Source organism: Pseudogulbenkiania sp. MAI-1 (assembly GCF_000527175.1).
In the GTDB taxonomy this organism is placed as follows: domain Bacteria; phylum Pseudomonadota; class Gammaproteobacteria; order Burkholderiales; family Chromobacteriaceae; genus Pseudogulbenkiania.
In genome coordinates this window covers 2,735,415-2,756,986 of record NZ_AZUR01000001.1, presented here as the reverse complement: position 1 = coordinate 2,756,986, position 21,572 = coordinate 2,735,415, and the positions used below count along the sequence as shown (strand labels likewise).

17 protein-coding genes are annotated in these 21,572 nt (G+C 65.8%); 6 read left to right on the top strand and 11 right to left on the bottom strand.

Annotation, left to right across the window (positions count from 1 at the left end; genetic code table 11):
- Window positions 1–6: 6 nt before the first annotated feature.
- The 10 genes from dxs to PSEMAI1_RS0112725 all read right to left on the bottom strand — a co-directional run bounded on the left by dxs (window position 7) and on the right by PSEMAI1_RS0112725 (window position 10,580).
- Window positions 7–1,860 carry a 1-deoxy-D-xylulose-5-phosphate synthase gene (dxs, locus tag PSEMAI1_RS0112770; protein WP_024303248.1) on the bottom strand — a complete coding sequence of 618 codons (1,854 nt, stop codon included), beginning with the start codon at window positions 1,858–1,860 and terminating at the stop codon, window positions 7–9.
- 23 nt (window positions 1,861–1,883) lie between these two features.
- Window positions 1,884–2,780 (bottom strand): polyprenyl synthetase family protein, encoded by an 897-nt coding sequence (locus tag PSEMAI1_RS0112765; protein ID WP_024303247.1) that lies wholly within the window; start codon window positions 2,778–2,780, stop codon window positions 1,884–1,886.
- Window positions 2,770–3,003, bottom strand: coding sequence for an exodeoxyribonuclease VII small subunit (locus tag PSEMAI1_RS0112760; protein WP_024303246.1), 234 nt, complete (start codon window positions 3,001–3,003; stop codon window positions 2,770–2,772). Before PSEMAI1_RS0112760 ends, PSEMAI1_RS0112765 begins: the two co-directional genes overlap by 11 nt.
- A gap of 114 nt (window positions 3,004–3,117) precedes the next feature.
- Entirely contained in the window at window positions 3,118–3,798 is a 681-nt protein-coding gene (locus tag PSEMAI1_RS20945; RefSeq protein ID WP_024303245.1) for a TIGR02466 family protein, read from the bottom strand.
- A gap of 29 nt (window positions 3,799–3,827) precedes the next feature.
- Window positions 3,828–6,278 carry an efflux RND transporter periplasmic adaptor subunit gene (locus PSEMAI1_RS0112750; RefSeq protein ID WP_024303244.1) on the bottom strand — a complete coding sequence of 817 codons (2,451 nt, stop codon included), beginning with the start codon at window positions 6,276–6,278 and terminating at the stop codon, window positions 3,828–3,830.
- A 222-nt stretch (window positions 6,279–6,500) separates the two neighbouring features.
- A complete protein-coding gene (locus PSEMAI1_RS0112745; RefSeq protein ID WP_024303243.1) occupies window positions 6,501–6,683 on the bottom strand; it encodes a hypothetical protein in 183 nt (60 codons plus the stop codon).
- 394 nt (window positions 6,684–7,077) lie between these two features.
- Window positions 7,078–7,986 carry a response regulator transcription factor gene (locus tag PSEMAI1_RS0112740; protein WP_198019617.1) on the bottom strand — a complete coding sequence of 303 codons (909 nt, stop codon included), beginning with the start codon at window positions 7,984–7,986 and terminating at the stop codon, window positions 7,078–7,080.
- Window positions 7,987–8,193: 207 nt separating this feature from the next.
- The gene (locus PSEMAI1_RS0112735; RefSeq protein ID WP_024303241.1) at window positions 8,194–9,303 is read right to left on the bottom strand and encodes a sialidase; all 1,110 of its coding nucleotides are present in this window, start codon (window positions 9,301–9,303) and stop codon (window positions 8,194–8,196) included.
- Between the two features lie 15 nt (window positions 9,304–9,318).
- The gene (locus PSEMAI1_RS0112730; protein WP_024303240.1) at window positions 9,319–9,588 is read right to left on the bottom strand and encodes a MoaD/ThiS family protein; all 270 of its coding nucleotides are present in this window, start codon (window positions 9,586–9,588) and stop codon (window positions 9,319–9,321) included.
- A gap of 104 nt (window positions 9,589–9,692) precedes the next feature.
- Window positions 9,693–10,580 carry a DMT family transporter gene (locus tag PSEMAI1_RS0112725; RefSeq protein WP_024303239.1) on the bottom strand — a complete coding sequence of 296 codons (888 nt, stop codon included), beginning with the start codon at window positions 10,578–10,580 and terminating at the stop codon, window positions 9,693–9,695.
- 96 nt (window positions 10,581–10,676) lie between these two features.
- Here PSEMAI1_RS0112725 and PSEMAI1_RS0112720 point away from each other — a divergent pair, with 96 nt between their 5' ends.
- On the top strand, window positions 10,677–11,462 hold the full coding sequence (locus PSEMAI1_RS0112720; RefSeq protein WP_024303238.1) for a helix-turn-helix transcriptional regulator: 786 nt from the start codon (window positions 10,677–10,679) through the stop codon (window positions 11,460–11,462).
- 29 nt (window positions 11,463–11,491) lie between these two features.
- Here PSEMAI1_RS0112720 and PSEMAI1_RS0112715 read toward each other — a convergent pair whose 3' ends face one another.
- Window positions 11,492–12,256, bottom strand: a complete 765-nt coding sequence (locus PSEMAI1_RS0112715) for a FadR/GntR family transcriptional regulator (RefSeq protein ID WP_232219908.1) — start codon at window positions 12,254–12,256, stop codon at window positions 11,492–11,494.
- Window positions 12,257–12,485: 229 nt separating this feature from the next.
- Between PSEMAI1_RS0112715 and lhpI the strand changes: the two genes are divergently transcribed.
- The 5 genes from lhpI (at window position 12,486) to PSEMAI1_RS0112690 (ending at window position 21,505) form a co-directional block, all read left to right on the top strand.
- A complete protein-coding gene (lhpI, locus tag PSEMAI1_RS0112710) occupies window positions 12,486–13,433 on the top strand; it encodes a bifunctional Delta(1)-pyrroline-2-carboxylate/Delta(1)-piperideine-2-carboxylate reductase (protein WP_024303236.1) in 948 nt (315 codons plus the stop codon).
- On the top strand, window positions 13,417–14,679 hold the full coding sequence (locus PSEMAI1_RS0112705) for an FAD-binding oxidoreductase (RefSeq protein WP_024303235.1): 1,263 nt from the start codon (window positions 13,417–13,419) through the stop codon (window positions 14,677–14,679). The genes lhpI and PSEMAI1_RS0112705 overlap by 17 nt, the downstream gene beginning before the upstream one ends.
- 84 nt (window positions 14,680–14,763) lie before the next feature.
- Complete coding sequence (locus tag PSEMAI1_RS0112700) at window positions 14,764–15,882, top strand: branched-chain amino acid ABC transporter substrate-binding protein (protein ID WP_024303234.1); 1,119 nt, start codon at window positions 14,764–14,766, stop codon at window positions 15,880–15,882.
- Window positions 15,883–16,024: 142 nt separating this feature from the next.
- Window positions 16,025–17,044 (top strand): proline racemase family protein, encoded by a 1,020-nt coding sequence (locus tag PSEMAI1_RS0112695; RefSeq protein WP_024303233.1) that lies wholly within the window; start codon window positions 16,025–16,027, stop codon window positions 17,042–17,044.
- A gap of 111 nt (window positions 17,045–17,155) precedes the next feature.
- Window positions 17,156–21,505, top strand: a complete 4,350-nt coding sequence (locus PSEMAI1_RS0112690; protein ID WP_024303232.1) for a DEAD/DEAH box helicase — start codon at window positions 17,156–17,158, stop codon at window positions 21,503–21,505.
- Window positions 21,506–21,572: the final 67 nt, after the last annotated feature.

The following is a 21,572-nucleotide window of genomic DNA, read 5'->3' as shown; positions in this document are numbered from 1 at the left end:
GTTTGTTTATTGTGCCGCCAGGCGAGCCGCGATGCGGTTCTCGATGCCTTTCGCGTCCAGCCCGCAGTCGGCCAGCAGCAGGTTCGGGTCTCCATGTTCAACATAGTCGTCGGGCAGGCCGAGCAGCAAGGTTGGGGTGGTGATGCCCATGTCCTGCATGGCCTCGAGACAGGCCGCGCCGGCGCCGCCCATGACGACGTTTTCCTCGACCGTGACGATCAGCTCGTGGCTGTCGGCCAGGGTTTTGATCAGCTCGGTGTCCAGCGGCTTGACGAAACGCATGTCGGCCACGGTGGCGTCGAACGCCTCGGCGGCCTGCAAGGCCGGCGTCACCATGCTGCCGAAGGCGAGGATGGCCACCTTGCCGTGCCCTTGGCGGCGGATGTGGCCGCGCCCGATCGGCAGCGTACTCATCTCGTGCTGCACGTGGGCGCCCGGGCCGGTGCCGCGCGGGTAGCGCACGGCGGTCGGGGTGTCCAGCGTGAACGCGGTGTACAGCATCTGGCGGCATTCGTTCTCGTCCGACGGCGCCATCACCGTCATGTTGGGAATGCAGCGCAGGTAGGAGATGTCGAAGGCGCCGGCGTGGGTCGGGCCGTCGGCGCCGACCAGGCCGGCGCGGTCGATGGCGAACACCACCGGCAGGTTCTGCAGCGCCACGTCGTGGATCAGCTGGTCATAGCCGCGCTGCAGGAAGGTGGAGTAGATCGCCACCACCGGCTTCATGCCGTCACAGGCGAGGCCGGCGGCGAAGGTGACGGCGTGCTGTTCGGCGATGGCGACGTCGAAGTAGCGCTCCGGGTGTTCCTGTTCGAAGCGCACCAGGCCGGAGCCTTCGCGCATGGCCGGGGTGATGCCGACCAGCCGCGTGTCGCGCTTGGCCATGTCGCAGATCCAGTCGCCGAAGATCTGGGTGTAGCTGGGTTTGCTGCCCGATTTGCCGCCCGCGAGGCCGTTGGCCGGATCGAACTTGGACACGCCGTGGTAGGCCACCGGGTCGTTTTCGGCGAGCTTGTAGCCCTGGCCCTTCTTGGTGACGATGTGCAGGAACTGCGGGCCTTTCAGGCTCTTGATGTTCTTTAGGGTGTCGACCAGCACGTCGAGGTCGTGGCCGTCGATCGGGCCGATGTAGTTGAAGCCGAACTCCTCGAACAGCGTGCCCGGCGTGAACATGCCCTTGACGTGCTCTTCGACCTTGCTGGCGATCTCGCGCAGCGGCGGGGCGATGCCCAGCACCTTGTTCGAGCCCTGTTTCATCGCGGCGTAGAAGCGCCCGGACATCAGCTTGGCCAGGTAGTTGTTGAGCGCGCCGACGTTGGGCGAGATCGACATGTCGTTGTCGTTGAGGATCACCAACAGGTCGAGATCCATCGCCCCGGCGTTGTTGAGCGCCTCGAAGGCCTGGCCGGCGGTCATCGCGCCGTCGCCGATGATGGCCACGCTCTTGCGCTCGATACCCTGCGCCTTGGCCGCCGCCGCCATGCCGAGCGCGGCGCTGATCGAGGTGGACGAGTGGCCGACGCCGAAGGTGTCGTATTCCGACTCCTCACGCTTGGGGAAGCCGGCCAGGCCGCCCTTCTGGCGCATGGTGTGCATCCGGTGGCGGCGTCCGGTGAGAATCTTGTGCGGGTAGGTCTGGTGGCCCACGTCCCATACCAGGCGGTCGTGCGGGGTGTCGAAGACGTAGTGCAGGGCGATGGTCAGTTCGATGCTGCCGAGGTTGGAAGCGAAGTGACCGCCGGTCTTGCTCACCGACTCCACCAGGAACTGGCGCAGTTCGCCGGCCAGTTGCGGCAGTTCATGGCGCGCCAGGCGCTTGAGGTCGGCCGGATAGTTGATCGTGTCGAGCAGCGGATACATTGTGTGTTTGCGTGTGTGCAGATTTAGAAGGAGCGGGCGACGATGTAGTCGGCCAGGTCCTTGAGTCGTTGGGCGCCGGGGCCGAAACTGTCCAGCGCGGCGAAGGCTTCGTCGCGCAGCTCGCGGGCGAAGGCGCGCGCTTCGGACAGGCCCATCAGGCTGACGTAGGTCGGCTTGTCGTTGGCGGCGTCCTTGCCGGCGGTCTTGCCGAGCGTGGCAGTGTCGGCGTCGACGTCGAGCACGTCGTCGACCACCTGGAAGGCAAGCCCGATGCGCTTGGCGAAGTGGTCGAGCCGCTCGGTTTCGTCGGCCGAGAGCGGCTTGCCGGCCAGCGCGCCCAGCAGCACCGCGGCGCGGATCAGTGCGCCGGTCTTGAGGCAGTGCATGTATTCCAGCTCGGGCAGCGACAGCGTCTGGCCGACGCTGGCCAGATCGATGGCCTGGCCGCCGGCCATGCCGCCGTGGCCCGAGGCGCGCGCCAGCGTGCGCACCATCTCCAGCTGGGCGGTGGGCGCCACGCCGTCCATCGGGGTGGCGATGACGTCGAAAGCCAGCGTCTGCAGCGCGTCGCCGACCAGGAGGGCGGTGGCCTCGTCGAAGGCCACGTGACAGGTCGGCTTGCCACGGCGCAGCACGTCATCGTCCATGCACGGCATGTCGTCGTGCACCAGCGAGTAGGCGTGGATCATCTCCACCGCCGCGCCGATGCGCGCGAGGTGCTCGGGCTGGGCGCCAACCAGTTCGCCGGCGGCGTGCACCAGGAGCGGTCGCACGCGCTTGCCGCCGTCCAGCGTGCTGTAGCGCATCGCCTCGTGCAGGCGCTGCGGCGCCGTGTCGGGGTTGGGCAGGAAGCGCGCGAGCGCGTCTTCCATGGTTTGCTGGATGCCGGTCATCCAGCCGATGAAGTCGTCATTGGCCATTCGGCAGATCCAGCGTTTTGAGTTCGTTGTTTTCGAGGATTTTCAGCTGCTGCTCGGCGTCGGCCAGCTTGGCCTGGCAGAACTTGATCAGTTCGACGCCCTGCTTGTACGAGGTGAGGGCGGTCTCCAGCGGCATGTCGCCGCTTTCCATTGCCTGGATGATGTCCTCCAGCTGGGCCAGCGAGGCTTCGAAGCTGGCCGGGGCCTTGGCGGATTTGGCCATGGCGGTCCTTCCTGGTTCTTTGGGATCAGACCGTCATTTTACGGGGTTTGTCCCCCGCCTGTCAGCGCGGGGGCGGCGAATTGTTGGCCCGGCCGGCCGTGAGGGGTGCCGGGTTCAGGGATTGGTGGCGTTGAAGGCGATCGAGATGCGCTCGCCGACGCCCTCGAATGGCGCGACGCGGTGTTCGAGCCAGGCCGGGAACAACAGCAGCTGGCCGGTGGCGGGTGAAAACGGCACGCCGGTGCCGCTGCCGACCCACGGCAGCTCGATGCCGGGCGTCTCGTACATCGCCACGGCCGGGCCGCGCGGGTCGCGGAACACGATCTCGCCACCCTGCATCGGCTGCGGGACGCGCACGTAGTAGACGGCCGAGAGAAAACTGCCCGGATGGCAGTGCAGCACGTTGTAGTCGCCCGCCCGGTTGACGTTGATCCAGCCTTCCAGCCGGAAGCGGTCCTGCTTCTTGCGCTCCGGCGGGCGGAAGTGGTTGAGAAAGGCCTGCACGTGCTGTTCCATGTAACCGCGGAACGCCTCGACCACCGGCTCGTCCAGCCGGAACAGGTCGTCAGCGTAGTGCCAGCCCCCGGCGTTGGTGCGGTGGCCGGCGTTGCGTTCGTCCTGCATCAGGCGGTGGGCGAGCTCTTCCAGCGGGCCGTTCAGGTTGCGCGGCCCGTCTTCGCAGAGGTAGACCCAGCTCGAGAACAGCGGCATCACGCCGACTTTGACTTGCCTGTGGGGCGCATCGGCGGGGCGTTCTTCCGTGCCGGCGGGCGGGGAAGCGGTGGCGGTGCTCATGTGGGGCTCCTGGATGAATGCGGGGCGGCTTACCACCATGACCAGAATTCGACCCTTAGCGTGCTGATCAGGTCGTGCCCCAGCACCGCGATCAGCGGCCGGTCGTCGGCTTCGATCTTGGCGACTCCCGTCATGTCGGACTTGAGCAGGCCGCCGGCGTTGTCGATCACTGTCCGGACGCGCACGACCTTGGAGCCCGAGGGGCGGTCGGATGCGGCGGTGGCGGGCGAGATGCCGGTCACTGTGCCCTCGAAGGTTTCGCCGGCGAAGGCGCGGGCCTTGAGCCGCACCGGCTGGCCGACCCGCACGTCGGCGATGTCGAGCTCGGGCACCGAGATCTCGGCGGTCACCTTGTGCAGGTCGTGGACCTTGGCGATCAGCCCGCCTTTGAAGACATGCTGGCCGACCATCTCTTCCAGCCGGGGCGTGGTGATCACGCCGGCGTGGGGGGCGCGGATCTCCGCGCGCTGGATCTGGTCGCGCAGATTGGCGCGCCGCGCCTCGAGGCTGGCGACCTCGGCTTCGGCGGCCTCTATCTCTTCCGGGCGGCTGCCGGCCTGCAGGCGCTGCAGTTCACGCTCCGCCTCCTGGCGGCCGGCCGCGGCCAGCGCCATGTCCTTACGGCGCTCCTCCAGGTTCTGGGAGCGTACGTATTGCAGCGTGGCCTGGGCTTCTTCCAATGTCTTGCGCCGGATCACGGCGTCCGATTCGGCTTCCTTGAGTTCCAGCGGCGAGATGGCACCACTGCCCTCCAGTGGCTTCATCTGCACGAATTTCTCTTCGGCGAACTTGAGCTGCTCCGCGGCTTTGCTGGCGCCGGCCTGGGCGGCGGCCAGGCGTGCCGCATGTAGTTGCACCTCTTCGGCATAGAGCCGTTTCGTCTCTAGTTCGCGCGTACTGGCGGTGGCCAGCCGCTGGCGCAGCAGTGCGATGTCTTCGCTGCGGGCGCCGAGGCGCAGCATTTTCAGTTTGGCCTGCCGTTCCAGGATCGCCGCGTCGAGCTGGTCGAGCGCGGCCTGGCGGTCGCGGTTGGACAGCCGGGCGATCAGCGCGCCTTTCCCGACCCGGTCGCCTTCCTTGACGTAGATCGCTTCGATGACACCGTCCACGTCGGGGCGGATGTCGGCGTTCTGGGTCGGCAGCACGGCGAAGTTGCCGGATACCATCATCGGCACCGGCAGCACGGCGATCAGGGCCAGGAGGGCGAGCACCGCGATGCGGGTCCGCCGCTTCGTCGAGTCGGAGCCGGCGAGCCCCGAGCGCAGGCGCTCGGGCAGCACGTGCAGCGACTGCTTGAGAGGATGCCTGAATATCATGATGAGCAGTCCCATAAAGATCAGAAAACCCAGTCCCCGGTAACGCTCGACGAGGTACTGGCCGAACCAGGCGGCGACGTAGCCCAGCAGCAGGACGGAATAGATGCCGGCGAGTACGCCGTAGGCGATGAAGATGCGCCGCTCGCGTGCCGTCGGCGTGTCGGTGGGGGCGGATGCCCCCCACAGCCGGCGCCACAGTCCGCCCAGGTAGCGGAAGGCGCGGAAGCGCAGATTGTGGATTTCGACCAGGTCGGCGAGAAAGTAATAGGCGTCGAGCTTGATCAGTGGGTTCAGGTTGAGCAGGGTGCGGGCTACGGTGGTGAGCATCACCACCAGCGCGGTGAAATGGACCCAGCTGTCGGGGTCCGTCACGCGCCAGACGACGGTGGCGATCGCCCACAGCAGCATGTCCAGGTACGGTCCCGCCGCCGCCACCCAGAGCCGTTTCGATTTCTCGGCGAACAGCCAGGCATCGTTGACGTTGCAGTACACCGCCGGCTGGAAATAGATCAGCATGAAACCCATCTCGCGCACCTGTCCGCCGAAATGCTTGCAGGCCAGGCCGTGGGCGTACTCGTGGCCGGCCATCGTCGCCAGCAGGACGAACCAGGCGTAGGCAAGGGCGTGGAAGTGGTCGAGCCGGGCGAATTCCTCGCGGACATCCGCTGCGTTGCCGACGAGGATGGCCGACGCCAGCAGCCCCACTAGCACGCTGCAGACGACGAAGCCGCGCGTGAAGCAGAAGCGGAACTTGGGCAGCAGCCATTCCAGCTGTCGGTCCGGGTCGATGGCCTTGAGTCGCAGGTAGAGCGGGTCGCCGCGGACCCGCCTGCGTGCGGGGGCGGGTCCATTATCACCGGGTTGTTCCCCCTCCAGCAGCCCGATGCTGCGGGCCTGGCTCAGGAATTTCTCCAGCACCTCGGCCGGCAGTTCGCTGCCGAACCGGGCCTCGGCACGGTGGCGGATTTCCTCGGGGGAGGTGGCGCCGTCGAGCTGACGGGCGATGAAGTATTCCGACTCGCCGAAGCGGAAGAAGCGTCCGCCCTCCGGTGTGCCGATGACGTAGACGGTACCCTCGCGCGTGTTTTGCTCGCTGATGCGCAGATCGTGACGCAGCCGCGGATACTCGCAGAAAGATTCGCGTAGTGGGGTCGCCGTATTCATGGCCAATAACCTGGCGCAAAAAAAACGCGCTATCACCGGCCCCCTTGATGGTGGATGCAGCTGTTTCTTGATGTCGACAGACGGCCTCACGATGTCTGCCTCGTATCTTCCTGCGCCTCAGGTGCACCTGGTGGTGGCGAAAGAGGATACGGCAGCCTCGTGAGGCCGTACCGTTCCTTTGTGGAGTTGCAACAGCTACTTAGCCGACGGATGCGTCGTCAATCACGGATTGTGAGCGGCACCGCCTTGGTTACCCGGCTGGCCTTCGTAACCCTGCAGGCCGTTGCCTTGGTTGCCCGGCTGGCCTTCATAGCCCAGTTGGCCGACTGCTGTCGGGGCAATCCGCTCTTCAAGCTCTTCGATTTGCAGGTCGAGCTTGTCTACCATTTGATCCGATTTGCTCATAGCGAAAAACTCCTTTCCTCTCTGAACCGGTTACGGCCGTACTGCCCACCGTGATGGCAGGGAAGGTGCCGACTGCAACCTCCTTGCGCCGATTGGGTTGGCGATCGCTCGCCACCGGCACAACCTTGCACCCCTTGCGGTATTCGCTGCGGCATACCGCAAAACCGGGGCGGCTTTAAAACAAAACCGATACATTCCCCCTCCTTTTGGTGCCAACCGCCATAGCGGTTCTTGCCTCAATTCAGGGGTCTCTGTATCGGACCTTCTTTTCTTGCTTAAAGCGTAGGCGGCTATCTTGCCGGGCGCAGGAGGGGGTTGTCCTGTTTTGCAGGGGGCAGGTGTACCGAATATGAAGGGGGGAAGGCGGGACAAACGTCCCGGAGGTGGTGGGATATTACGACCCGGCTGTGTTGTCTGGCGATTGCCCCAGTCCGCATTGACTGGCGTAAGCGAACAGGTCGAGGCGGTTCGCCACGTCCAGCTTGCTGTAGATCCGCGACAGGCGGTTGCGCAGCGTGTGCTCGCTGAGGTAGAGCAGGTCCGCCAGCTCGCGGGTGCGGGCGCCGGGGTGGTTGACGACGGCGGCGATAATGTCGAGCTCCCTGGGGGTGAGCGTCGCCAGCCGCTGTGCCTCGGGGTCGGGCGGGCTGTTGCCCGACAGCTCCCCGAACAGGCTGCCGGTGGTGATCCGGTCGAGCCAGAGTTCGCCTTCATGCACCCTTTCGATGGCCTTGACGATGGCTTCCACCGGCTCTTCCTTGCGCAGGATGCCGTGCGCGCCGTTGAGGACGGCGCGGTCGAGCTGCTGCTTGTCGCTGGTCCCGCTGAGGATCAGCACCCGCCCGTGCGCGTCGCGCAGCAAATCGGGGATGAGGTCGATGTTGTTCTCGCCGCCCAGTTCGAGCTCGAGCAGGGTCACGTCGGGCCGGTACTTCTCGGTCAGACTCAACAACTCGGCGTTGCTGATGGCCTTGGCGATGACCTTCATGCGCGGTATCTCGGCGTTGATCAGTTTCTCGAGGCCCCACAGGATGATCTGGCGATCATTGGCCAGCAGCACGCGGATGGTATGGACGAGGGTCCGCCGCCGATGAAATTTGCCGTTGTTGAGGGTGCCGGTATCGCCCGGCGGGGTTTTCCCCGGGGAGCCGGGTTGCTCGCCGGCCAGCCGGAACGACAGCCGCGTCAGCTCGGGCGCCGTGCGGGCAGGTCGAGCCGGGACGGAGGCGGGAGGGTGGGGGGAGCGCCGGTGGCGGGCAGGGGAAGCCGCCCTGGAGGCTCCGGTAGCGTGAAAACCTCCCACAGGCCGATCGATCCGATCGCCCCGGTGGGAGGCGGGTAAACGCATGGGGAAATTTCGCACGGCAGGCCTCGCGCCACGACCATTCTTGTTACTTGTTGCTGCGATGATTGAGTATAGCTGTCAGGGGGCGGGCGCAACAAAAATCACCCTCGGAAGGCCGAAAATCGGGGGTGGAGGGCCAGTAGTGGGGCAGCAAGGCCGCTACGTTCAAGCGAAGCGCACGCAATAGACCGGCGGCAGGTGGTCCGAGAGGCACTGCCAGCTCTCGCCGCCGCTTTCGGACAGCCACAGGCCGCCGGTGGTCGAGCCCATCGCCAGGCGCTCGCCCGAGGCGTCCACGGCCAGGCCGTGGCGGTACACCAGATCGTAGGCCGGGGGCGGTGGCAGGCCGTCGTCCAGCGCCTCGAAGCTGCCGCCGCCGTCGCGGGTGCGAGTGACGACGAAGCGGCCGTCCACCGGTACGCGGCACTGGTCCTTGACGGCCGGGACGAACCACGCGGTGTCGGGCTCCAGCGGATGCACGGCGACGGCAAAGCCGAAACTGGAGGGCTGGGCGTACAGCCGTTGCCACGAGGCCCCACCGTCGGTGGAGCGGAAGATGCCGTTATGGTGCTGGATCCACAGCATGTCGGGACGATGCTCGCATTGCACCATGCGGTGCGGGTCCTGGATGTTGGGGTCTTCGCAGCGCTCGGGCGGCATGTAGTCGGCTTGCAGGCCGGCGCTGGTGCAGGTCCAGCTGGCGCCGTCGTCATGGCTCTGCCACACCCCACCGCAGGACACGGCGATGGTGACGTGGCGGCTGTCGCGCGGATCGACGCAGATGGAGTGGATGCCCGGGTAGTCGTAGCCACCGCCGAACCATTCGCTGCGTTCCGGACGGTCCCACAGCGCCCGGTTCAGCTCCCAGCTGTCGCCGCCGTCATCGGAGCGGAACAGGCCGCCGGGGATGGTGCCGGCCCACAGCGTACCGGGCTGGTCGCGGCCGCCGGCCTCCAGCGCCCAGATTTGCTGCACTGACCACGGTGCGGCGGGTGGCTGCCCCGGCAAGGGCTCGGGCAGCGGGTCCGGCTGTGGCGGATAGCGCGGTACGATGCATTCCTCCCAATCCGCAGCAGCGGCACGCCGGCGCCACAGCTTGACGCCGAAATGGCCGAGGTTGAGCGCGGCGTACAGCGTGTCGTCGCGCGGATCGGCCAATGCCATGCTGACCGGTTCGCCGAGGAAGTGGGTCTGGGTCGTCTGCCATTGCCCGCTACTGCTGCGTTGCAGGATGAACAGCCCTTTGCGCGTGGCAACGAGAAGTCGGTCGCTCATGGGGAGGGTCCTGTGTCAACCGCCGGACAGCGCCTGCACCACGTAGAGGCGGCTGTCCTGGCCGATCGGGTCGCTCAAGTGCTGACGATCGCGGATGGCGCGGCCGTCGACGAAGATCGCCATGTGGCGGCGCAATTGTCCCTGATCGTCCAGGATGTAGCCGCGCAGCTCAGGCTGGATGCCGAACACCGCCTCCAGCGCCGCGCCCACCGTCGCCCCGGAGACGTCGCGTTCCGGGCTGGCGATGTGTCGCTGGATGGCGGGGGCGAAGACGATATGGGGCATGAGGGAGGCGTCGGGAAAAACGGATACCTCTCAGTGTAGGCCATTCCAGCGTGCTTGCCGTGTGACTTGCCCTCCGGGTTTTTTGTGGCCGGGCCGCTGGCGGTTCAGCCAGCCTGCATCCGCCTCAGCACCGTGCCGAACGCGCCCTGCGTCAGGCTCACCCCCAGCAGGATCAGACCGCCGCCCAGCCAGTGGTAGGCGTGGATGGCTTCCCCCAGCGTGGCGCTGGCGATCAGTGCGGTGAACAGCGGCAGCAGGTTCATGAAGATGGCGGTGCGCTGGCTGCCCAGGCGCGCGATGCCGCGCATCCAGAAGTAGGCGGCCAGCACCGAGGAGGCGATGCCAGCGAACAGCACCAGGCCCACGCCCTGCGGCGGGATGGCCAGGCTGTCGGCGCTGAGCGCCAGCGGGGTGAGCATCGCCACCGCCAGCAGCACCTGCATGTAGAGGTTCAGCCATGGCCCGAACGGCGGCGCCCAGCGCTTGAGCAGCAGACCGTACAGCGCGTAGGCGGTGGAGCCGATCAGGATCAGCCCGTCGCCGAGGTTGACGCCGGAGGCGAGCAGGCTGGCCGGGTTGCCCTGGCCCAGCAGGTAGAGCACGCCGCCGAGCGACAAGGCCACGCCCAGCATGGCCGACGGGCCGACACGCTGGCCGAACACCAGGCCGGAGAGCAACAGGCCCAGGAGCGGGATCAGCGCGCAGATCACCCCCATGTTGGTGGCGCTGGTGCTGTGCGCGGCGTAGTAGGCCAGGCACTGGTACAGCACCATGCCCAGCAAGGACAGCACGGCAAAGCGCGGCAGGTGCGGGATCAGGGCGCGACGCTGGCGCCACAAGGGAAGGAGGCAGAACGGGGTGAGCACCAGCGCGGCCACCAGCCAGCGGTAGAAGGAAATCGCGGCGGGATCGAACACCGTGGCAGCGGCCTTGGATACCACGGTATTGGCGGCCCAGATCAACACCGCCAGCAGCGGGAACAGCACGGGCATGGTTGGCTCCCAGGGATGGAATGCCGCCAGTTTAGTGGTGTCGTATTCTCTGCTTATAATTCGAATCGGACAAAGCGATGCGACAAAGCCGACAATATGGACCTGCCCTATAGAGACGCCGACCTGCAGTTGCCGCCACCCGCGCCGCTTCACTTCCGCTATGACCAGTTCGAACCCCATACCGGCTTCGAGCTGCACCGGCACCCCTGGGGCCAGCTCAACCGCATCAGCCTGGGCCTGATCGAACTGGAGGTGGAAGGACGGAAGCTGACCGCGCCGGCCGATTACCTGGTATGGGTGCCGGCCGACCTGCCGCATGCGGCCTACGTGCGTCTGTCGATGGAATACGCCTCGGTCTACGTCAGCGAGGAACTGGCGGCACGCCTGCCGGCCGGGCCATGTCTGATCGCGCAGACCCCGGTGGTGCGTGCCTTGCTGGAGGATTTCTGCCAGCGCCGCGTGTCGGCCATGACGGACGACTGGGACGTGCGCCAGGCCGAGCTGCTGGTGGAGCACTTGGTGCGTGCCGGCAAGGAAGACAGCTACCTGCCGGAGAGTGCCGATCGGCATCTGGCACCTATCCTGCACGCCATCCGCTTCGACCCGGCCGACGCCACTACGCTGGCACAGTGGGCCGTGCGCGTGCACAGCACCGAGCGTACGCTGGCGCGGCGCTTCCAGCGTGAGCTGGGCATGAGCTTCGTGCAGTGGCGCAACCGCGTGCGCCTGCTGCAGGCACTGGCGTGGCTCAAGGACGGCTGGCCGGTGCACGAGATCGCGGCGCGGCTGAGCTACGGCACGCCCTCGGCCTTCATCGCGATGTTCCGCAAGCAGGCGGGCTGCTCGCCGGAGCGCTACCGGCGGCAGTTGCTGGGCGCCTGATGCACTTTATGCGGTGATGGCCAAGCCTGTTAATCGTTCAGCTTGTGGTTTTGCATGGGGGCATCATTCATCGAGATGTCCCGGCGTACCCTTCGCAGGTGTTGCTCGACGTAAAAGGCCGCCGCCTCTTCATCACCGTGGACGATGGCTTCATAAATAAACTGGTGTTCCGCGACGTAGAGACTGATGCGTTCTGCGTCGTAAATGCCGTCATCCCGCAGGCGCTGCCATAGCGGTTGCTCCATCGTTTTCGCAATTTCGTCCGCGATACGCACCATCAAAGAGTCTCCGGTCATGACCGCCAACTGCCGGTGGAACAGGCGGTCGCATTCACTCCAGAGTGCTTGCTGCGATTGGATGTCGATGTTCTTGACGTTCTTCATCAACGCCAGATAGTGCTCGGCTTTTTCATCTCGCCGACCTCTTCGTGCCGCCATGCGGGCGATGGCGGGTTCCAGCATGAGCCGTACTTCCAGGGTCGATACGGGGCTGTCGTCCGAGTGGCCAAGGTCGCCGGCTGGCCTGGTTTGCTGCAGCAACTGCAGCGCATCGGCGCACACATACGTCCCGGAACCCCGGCGAGTCATGACCAACTGTTGGTTTTGCAAGGCACCGATGGCTTCGCGCACCGCCGGTCGGCTGACGCGGAAACGCGCCGCGAGGTCACGCTCCGATGGCAGGCGCGACTCGGGCGGGAATTCCCCTCCAGCAATGCTGTTGCGAATTTGTTCTGCAACCTGCTCGTAGATGGGGAGAGGTTGAAAGTGGTTCTGCTCTTGCATGGCGGCATCCATGATTGGTTCCTTTGTGGCCAATTTGTTGCGCATTGGTGACAAATTTGACCGGTGAGCCGGTATCTGATCGGTGCTGCTTGCCCGCTGCTTCGATTATTGGTAATTTTTAAGACATGTTTTAGCTGCAAGTGTTCCGATTGTCGACCAGTTGGTGGTGGTTCTACTCCAAACTCATGAGTGTTCACCTTTATCTGGTTTTAATTTTACCAATTTCAAGAGGTGACACCCTATGTGCAGTGCCACAAGTCTGCCGGTTCTTTCTGCCCGTCAAACCAAAGACCTGCTGCCGATTTCCCTCCTTTGCCAAGCCCTCGCCGCAGCGGCAGAGGAGTACATGGCTGGGCGGATACGCAGCCCGGAGCGCCAGGTGTTGCCGTTGCAGGGGGAGGGGGTGCTGCTGTCCATGCCTGCCACCGCCCACGATATCGGCATGCACAAGCTGGTCAATGTCTGCCCCCACAACACCAACCATGGCTTGCCCACGATCCATGGCGTGGTCAGTGTTTACGACGCCGCCAACGGCAGACCCTTGCTGATTCTGGATGGTCCGACGGTCACCGCCCAGCGTACGGCGGCGGTATCGATGTTGGCGATCCAGTCCTTGCATTCGCGCTCCCCCCAGCATGTCGCCCTGATTGGTTCCGGCAAGCAAGCGTCTGGCCATCTCGACGCCTTGGCCGAACTGTTCCCGGGCATTCGGGTGGATGTGCATGGCCTGGATTTGGCATCCGCTACCGAGTTTTGCCGACAGCACGCTGAACTTGGCCTGGTGCTCCAGCCCAAGGCTGGCCGTATTGCCGACGAGGTGGAGGTCGTGATCATGCTGACTACCAGCAAGGTGCCTGTCTACAACGAAGCGGCGCGGGCCGATCGCTTGCTGATCGGGGTGGGCGCTTTCCGCCCGGACATGGCCGAATTGGGGCCGCTATCGATTGCCGGCAGCCAGCTGTTCTCGGACGACCCGGTGGGGGCGCGCCATGAAGCGGGCGATCTGATCCAGGCCGGTATCGACTGGTCGACGGTGTCGTCGCTGGCCGATGCCGTGGCCGGACGATTCGATGCCGATCGCCCACGCCTCTTCAAGAGCGTTGGGACCGCCGCTTGGGATTTGGCGGCGGCGCGTTGTGCCTTGGCCAATTATTCCTCGAGCGGAGCTACCGATGAGTGTCGTGGCTGAGGGCGCTGCTGATGTCATCGTGGTGGGGGCCGGCGTGGTCGGCATTGCCACTGCGTTGCAACTGCGCTTGGCCGGCATGGATGTCCTGCTGCTTGATCGTGACCCGCCCGCAGCCGGTACCTCGTCGGGCAATGCCGGCGCACTGGCGATCAGCGAGGTGATCCCGCTGGCCGAACCGGGAGTGCTGCGACAGGTGCCGCGCTGGCTGCTTGATCCCCTGGGGCCTCTGGCGGTTCGCTGGCGTTATCTTCCGGGATTGCTGCCGTGGCTGAGCCGTTTTGTGCTGGCCAGTAGGCCTGCACGGGTGGAGACGCTGAGCCGCCAACTGGGCAAGCTGCTGGCGCGGGTCATTCAGGATTACGCCCCGCTGATCGCGCGCAGCGGTCTTGGCGACAGTTGGCGCCGTCATGGCGCATTGGCACTCTATCCCGACGCCGGGACGCTGCAGGCCAATCTGGCATGCTGGCAGCGGCGCGGCGAGCTTGGCGTACGCTGGCGGCGCTGCGATACGGCGGAGCTGGGCCGTATCGAGCCGGCCCTGCGAGCGCCGTGGCAGCAACAGGGCGTGCTGATTCCCGATTGGTCGCATGTGGACGATCCCTACCTCTTCAGTCTCGGGCTGTTTCAGCAGTTCTTGCGTGAAGGCGGGCGATTTGTCCAGCAGCCGGTGGATGCTGTTCGCCAACAGTCTGGTCAGGTGACGGGGGTCGTTCTGGCGAATGGCGAGCGCCTTCGGGCCGGGCAGGTGGTGATCGCCAGTGGCGTGTGGAGCGATCGCTTTGCCAAGCAAACCGGACAACCCCTGCCACTGGAAAGCGAGCGTGGCTATCACCTGAACCTGCCAAAGGCCGGTCTTGTCTTGCAGCACTTTTTGCTCAATGCCACGGAGAGCTTCGTCATTCTTCCTATGGCCAACGGCGGTTTACGTATCGCCGGGACGGTGGAACTGGCCCATCGCGATGCCCCTCCCGATTACCGGCGCGCGCATCTGTTGCTGGATAAGGCCCGTTCCATGCTGGGCGATTTGGGCACTGACGGAATGACTGCATGGATGGGGAATCGCCCCTCGGTTCCGGATACCGTGCCGGTCATTGGCCCCTCATCGAAAGTAAAAAACCTGTTCTTTGCCTGCGGCCATGGCCACCTCGGGTTGACCCTGGCCGCAACCACCGGTGCGCTGTTGCGCGACCACCTGACAGGAGTGGCCGACATTCCAACCGAGCTCTGGCCCGGACGTTTCCGCTAGCGATTCTGGCGGGATGTAAATGCAGTCGAAGTAAAGCTGTCGCTGTGCCCCTTGTTGATTCATCTACTTCATCAGGATGCAAAAATGAAACACACCCTCCTCGTTACACTGCTTGCTCTGGGCGGTATCAACGCTGCTTCTGCCGCCGAAGTGGTAAAGATCGGCTTCATCGGTCCGCTGACCGGGCCCGACGCCCATTGGGGCAAGGACAACCAGAACTGTGCCCAGCTCGCCATCGACACCCTCAACCGCAGCGCGCTGAAAATCAACGGCAAACAGGTGCAGTTCGAACTGGTGTCGCAAGACGATCAGGAAGATCCGAAGCAGTCGACCCTGGCCGCCCAAAAATTGCTGGATGAAGAGGTAAAGGCGGTAGTTGGCCCGTTTACCTCGGGCACCACCATTCCCGCCGCACGCATTATCAATCAGGCCGGGCTGCCGCAATTCTCGGTGGCGGTCAACGCCACTTATACCAGTCTGGGTTATGGCAACGCTTTCCGCCTGAGTGCGGTGGATACCCGTATGGGGCCGGCCATGGCGCAGTACGCGCTGAGTGAACTGAAGGCCAAGCGTATTGCCATGATCGATGATCGTACTGCGTATAGCCAAGGGTTGGCCGACAAATTCGAGGCCGAAGCCAAGCGCCTCGGCGCGCAAGTGATCCGCCGTGAATATACCACTCCGGGACAGAACAACTTTAGCCCCATCCTGACGTCAATCCGTGCCGCCAAACCCGATCTGCTGTTCGTCGCCATGTCGGATAGCCAGGCGGCGCCCTTGGCACTGCAGATGAAGCAGTTGAGTTTGTCGACCAAGGTGCTCAGCGGCGACATGATCCAGACCGACACCTTCATCAAGCTCTCCGGCAGCAACAGCGAGGGTTTCATGGCGGCGGTGGCGGGCAACGTGTTGGAGAAGCGTAGCCAGGGACGGGAATTCATCAAACAGTACCAAGCAAAATACGGCAAGTTGCCCTTGTCCTACGGTCCGCAACATTACGACGCCGTGATGTTGATTGCCAAAGCCATGCAGCAAGCAAACAGCACGGAGCCGGGCAAGGTGACTGCCGCCCTGAAGAAGATTTCGTATGAGGGTGTAAACGCCAATTACCGTTTTGATGCCCGCGGCGACCTGATACAGGCTCCGATCACGGTTTATCAAGTAAAACAGGCCAAGTGGGTCCCCGTAAAAGTTACTTACTGATTTTCCCTGTAGAGTAGTCACTCTTTGCCCGGCCTTGACCGGGCATTTTTTATAAGCCCAGCGCGATGTTCTCTTTGCCAGACAGTGGCCGGCAGCCGCGTTGTGCTTCACACAATTCATCGCAACGAAGAGGTGGGCAGAGATGAAAACAGAAGAATGGGAAGGCTTTGTCGTCGAAACGGTCGAGATGCATACCGGTGGTGAACCGGTGCGGATCGTCTGCAATTTGATCGATCACATCGAGGGCAACGACATTCTCGCCAAGCGACGCTTCATGAGTGAGAACCTTGATGATGTGCGGCGCTTGCTGATGTTCGAACCGCGCGGCCATTACGACATGTACGGTGCCGTATTGGTGCAGCCTTCGCTGCCTGGGGCCGACCTGGCGGTGTTGTTCACGCATAACGAAGGCTACAGCACGATGTGTGGCCATGCGGTGATCGCATTGGCCCGCTTTGCCGTGGATACCGGTCGGGTGCCGGCTGTCGAGCCCTTGACCCGAGTGGGCATCGAGTGCCCTTGCGGTCTGGTCGAGGCCTACGTCGAAGTCAGCGAGGGCAAGACCGGGGCCGTTCATTTCGACAGCGTACCGGCTTTCGCTTTTGCTCTCGATCTGCCGGTGAAGGTGCCGGGTGTGGGTGAGGTGACGGTGGATATCGGTTACGGCGGTGCCTTTTATGCCATCGTCGATGCAGCAAAACTCGGGGTTTCGCTGGATGGCCGGCTCCGCGATCTGGTCGACGCTGCCTCGGTGCTGTCCCAAGCGGTGCGCGACACGATTTCCGTCCGCCACCCTGCGGCAGAAGACCTCGGCTTTCTCTACGGCAGCATCCTCACCGATGGCCGCGATACCTCGAGTGCCGGTATCAGCCGCAACGTCTGCGTCTTTGCGGACGCCGAAGTGGATCGCAGCCCGACCGGTTCCGGTGTGACGGCTCGCATGGCCCTGCGTCACGCCAAGGGGCTTGTGCAGATGGGTGAGAGCTGTGAATTCGAGAGCCTGACTGGCGCGCGATTCACCGCCTCGGTCAAGGAACCGGTCGCGTTGCCGGGGCACGAGGCGGTGACCGTGCGAGTCGCCGGCCGCGCCTACTACAGCGGCAAGGCCAGCTGGTCGCTGGAAGCCGGCGATGTGATTGGCCGGGGCTTCCTGTTGCGTTGATCTGACAAAGGCAGGTTGCCGGCGGCAGCTCGCCGGCGTCCGGCACCTCTCACGGCCGCTTCCCCTCTGCGCTACTATTAAAGGCACGCTTCCAGCCAAGCGAGCCCACTCGTGAACCCGGTTCCCTTCTTTCATCCGGCGGTGGCACAGTGGTTTGTCGATACCTTCTCCACGCCCACCGCCGCCCAAGCGCAGGCCTGGCCGGTCATCCAGTCCGGCCGGCACGTGCTGATCGCCGCGCCGACCGGCTCCGGCAAGACGCTGGCAGCCTTTCTCGCCGCGATCGACACCCTGGTGCGCGAAGGGCAGGGCGGCGAGCTGCCGGACGAAACCCAGGTGGTCTACGTCTCGCCGCTCAAGGCGCTGTCCAACGACATCCACAAGAACCTCGAAGAACCGCTGGCCGGCATCCGCGAGGCCTTGAAGGCGCGCGGCCTGCCCGAGGTGGAGATCCGCACCCTGGTGCGCACCGGCGACACGCCCCAGGCCGAACGCGAGAAGATGCGCCGCCGCCCACCGCACATCGTCGTCACCACGCCGGAGTCGCTCTACGTGCTGCTGGGTTCCGAATCCGGCCGCCGGATGCTCGCCACCACGCGCACGGTGATCGTCGACGAGATCCATGCGCTGGCGCCGAACAAGCGCGGCTCGCACCTGAGCCTGTCGCTGGAGCGGCTGGCGGCGCTCACCGGCAACAAGCTGGTGCGGGTCGGCCTGTCGGCCACGCAAAAGCCGATCGAGGAGGTGGCGCGCTTTCTGGTCGGTGCCGCGCCGGACGGCAGCCCGGCCGCCGAATGCACCGTCATCGACACCGGCCACGTGCGGCAGCGCGATCTGGCGCTCGAAGTGCCGGCCTCGCCGCTCGAGGCGGTGATGTCGGGGGAGGTATGGGAGCAGACCTATGGCCGGCTCGCCGAGCTGATCGACCAGCATCGCACCACGCTGGTGTTCGTCAACACGCGCCGGCTGGCCGAGCGGGTGACGCGGCACTTGTCGGAACGGCTCGGCGAAACGCAGGTTGGTGCGCATCACGGCAGCCTGGCGAAAGAAGCGCGGCTCGACGCCGAGCAGCGCCTCAGACGCGGTGAACTGCGCGCCCTGGTCGCCACCGCCTCGCTCGAACTCGGCATCGACATCGGTGACGTCGACCTGGTGTGCCAGCTCGGCTCACCGCACACCATCTCGGCCTTCCTGCAGCGGGTCGGGCGCTCCGGCCATGCGGTGAGCGGAACGCCGAAGGGCCGGCTGTTCCCGCTGTCGCGCGACGATCTGGTGGAGTGCGCGGCGCTGCTCGACAGCGTCCGCCGTGGCGAACTGGACCGGTTGACCATCCCGCCCCAGCCGCTCGACGTGCTGGCGCAGCAGATCGTCGCCGAAGTCGCGGCATGTGACTGGGGCGAGGACGCGCTGTACCGGCGCCTCTGCCGCGCCTGGCCGTACCGGGCACTGGCGCGCGAGGAGTTCGCCGCCGTGCTCGCCATGCTGGCCGAAGGCTACAGCACGCGGCGTGGCCGCCACGGTGCGCTGATCCATCACGATGCCATCAACCACGTGCTGCGTGGCCGGCGAAATGCGCGGCTGACCGCGCTCACCAGCGGCGGCACCATCCCGGATACCGCCGACTACCAGGTGCTGCTGGAGCCGGAGAACCATGTCGTCGGCACCGTGAACGAGGATTTCGCGGTCGAGAGTACCGCCGGCGATATCTTCCAGCTCGGCAACAACGCCTACCGCATCCTGCGCATCGAGCGCGGCACGGTGCGGGTGGAGGACGCCCACGGCCTGCCGCCTTCGATCCCGTTCTGGTTTGGCGAGGCGCCGGGTCGCAGCGACGAGCTGTCGCAAGCCGTGTCGCGGCTGCGCGCCGCCATCGCCGAACGGCTGACGGCCGAGCCGGACGGGCAGGGCGGGGACGGGCAGGATGTCGTGCGCTGGCTGGCCGACGACCTCGGCGTGGCCGAGCCGGCCGCCCGCCAACTGGCCGAGTATCTGACAGGGGCGCACAAGGCGCTGGGCTGCCTGCCGACGCAGGACACGCTGGTCATCGAACGCTTCTTCGACGCCGTCGGCGGCATGCAGCTGGTGATCCACTCGCCTTATGGCAGCCGTATCAACCGCGCCTGGGGGCTGGCGCTGCGCAAGCGCTTCTGCCGCAAGTTCAATTTCGAGCTGCAGGCCGCCGCCACCGAGGACAACATCGTGCTTTCGCTGACCACGGCGCACAGCTTCGAGCTGGCCGAGGTGCCGCGCTATCTCCACCCGGCCAGCGCGCGCCTAGTGCTGATCCAGGCGCTGCTCGACGCCCCGATGTTCATCACGCGCTGGCGCTGGGTCGCCTGCATCGCCCTGGCCTTGCCGCGTTTCCGTGGCGGCAAGAAGGTGCCGCCGCAGTTCATGCGCATGGACGCCGAAGACCTGGTGGCGGCGATCTTCCCCGACCAGCTCGCCTGCGCCGAAAACCTGGTGGGCGAGCGCGAGATTCCGGATCACCCCCTGGTACGCCAGACCCTGGCCGACTGTCTTCATGAAGCGATGGACGTGGAGGGCTTCGAGCGCCTGCTCGCCGGCATCGAATCCGGCGCCATCCGCGTGGAAGTGCGCGACCTCACCGAACCCTCGCCGTTGGCGCTAGAAGTGCTCACCGCCAAGCCCTACGCCTTCCTCGACGACGCGCCGCTGGAAGAGCGCCGTACCCAGGCGGTGATGAGCCGGCGCTGGCTCGACCCGGAAACCGCCGCCGATCTCGGCCGGCTCGATCCGGCGGCGATTGCCCGCGTGCGCGAGGAAGCCTGGCCGGATGCCGCCAACGCCGACGAACTGCACGATGCGCTGGTGTGGCTGGGCTTTGTCACCGAAGGGGAGGTCGCGGCGCAGCCGGGTTGGAGCGACTGGCTCGCCGCCCTCGCCAGGCAGAAGCGCGTGGCGCGCGTGCGGAACGGAACCGCGACGCTATGGATCGCTGCCGAACGGCTGAGCCCGTTCCGGGCGTTGTGGCCCGGCCTCGAGCCGAAGCCGGCGATCGCTGCGCCGGAAGGCGAGGCGCGGTGGGAGTGGACGCCCGAGACCGCACTGGTCGAGATCGTGCGTGGCCGGCTCGAAGGGCTGGGGCCTGTCACTTTATCGGCCTGCGCTGCGGCGCTCGGCATGGCTCCGGGCGAGATCGCAATCGCGCTCGCCGCGCTGGAGGGGGAAGGCTTTGCACTGCGCGGCCGTTTCAGCGACGACGCGGCGGAGGATGAATGGTGCGAGCGGCGGCTGCTGGCGCGCATCCACCGCTACACCGTCAAGCAGTTGCGCGCCGAGATCGAGCCGGTCGCCGCGCGCGATTTCCTGCGCTTCCTGTTCGGCTGGCAACACGTCGCGCCGGACACGCGCATGGAGGGGCCGGACGCGGTGGCGGCAGTGGCCGCGCAACTGGAAGGCTACGAAGCGCCGGCCGGGGCCTGGGAAACCGAGCTGCTGCCTGCGCGCATCCCCGCCTACGAGCCGGCCTGGCTCGACGACCTGTGCCTGGCCGGGCGTCTTTCCTGGGCGCGCCTGACGCCACGCAACGTCAGTCCGGACAAGCCTGGCAAGGGGGCAGGGCCGATCCGCACCACACCGATCACGCTGTTCGCACGCCGCAACGCGGTGCTGTGGACGCAACTCGCCGCCGTGCCGGAGCCGCAGCCACTCGGCGTGCGCGCCCAGGCGGTGGCCGACTGCATCCGCCAGCACGGCGCCTCGTTCTTCGACGAACTGGTCGACGGCGCCCACTTGCTGGGCGTACAGGTGGAAGAAGCATTGGCCGAACTGGTAGCGGTCGGGCTGGTCAACGCCGACAGCTTCGGCGGCCTGCGCGCCTTGCTGGTGCCGTCCGAGCGGCGCCGCCCCAGCGGCAGCAGCACGCGCCGGCGCCACCACCGCACCGTGATGTTCGGCATGGAAGACGCCGGGCGCTGGGCACTGGCCCGACGCACCGGTTCGACCGTCTCCGACGCCGAAGCGCTCGAGCACGTCGCGCGCACGCTGCTGCGCCGCTACGGCGTGGTGTTCTGGCGGCTGCTCGAGCGCGAGGCCGACTGGCTGCCGCCGTGGCGCGACCTATTGCGCGTGTACCGGAGGCTCGAAGCACGCGGCGAAATCCGCGGCGGGCGTTTCGTCGCCGGCTTTTCCGGCGAACAGTACGCCTTGCCCGAGGCGGTGGGCGCGTTGCGCGAGGTGAGGCGCCAGCCGTATTCGGGCGAATGGCTGTCGCTGTCCGGCGCCGATCCGCTCAACCTGGTCGGCATCCTCACCCCCGGCCCCAAGCTGCCCGCGCTCACCGGCAACCGCGTGCTCTACCGCGACGGCCTGCCGATCGCGCTGTTCGCTGCCGGCGAGGTGCAGTACCTCGAAGCGCTGGATGCGAAAGAACAATGGGACGCGCGCCACGCGCTGCTGCGGCGCCACGTGCCGCCGCTGCTGGCCGATTTTTCCTGAAGCCAAGACGGAATCGCCTTGAAACCGGTCCCTTCCCGTGCCATTTACAATTCATAGCGCAGAGGCA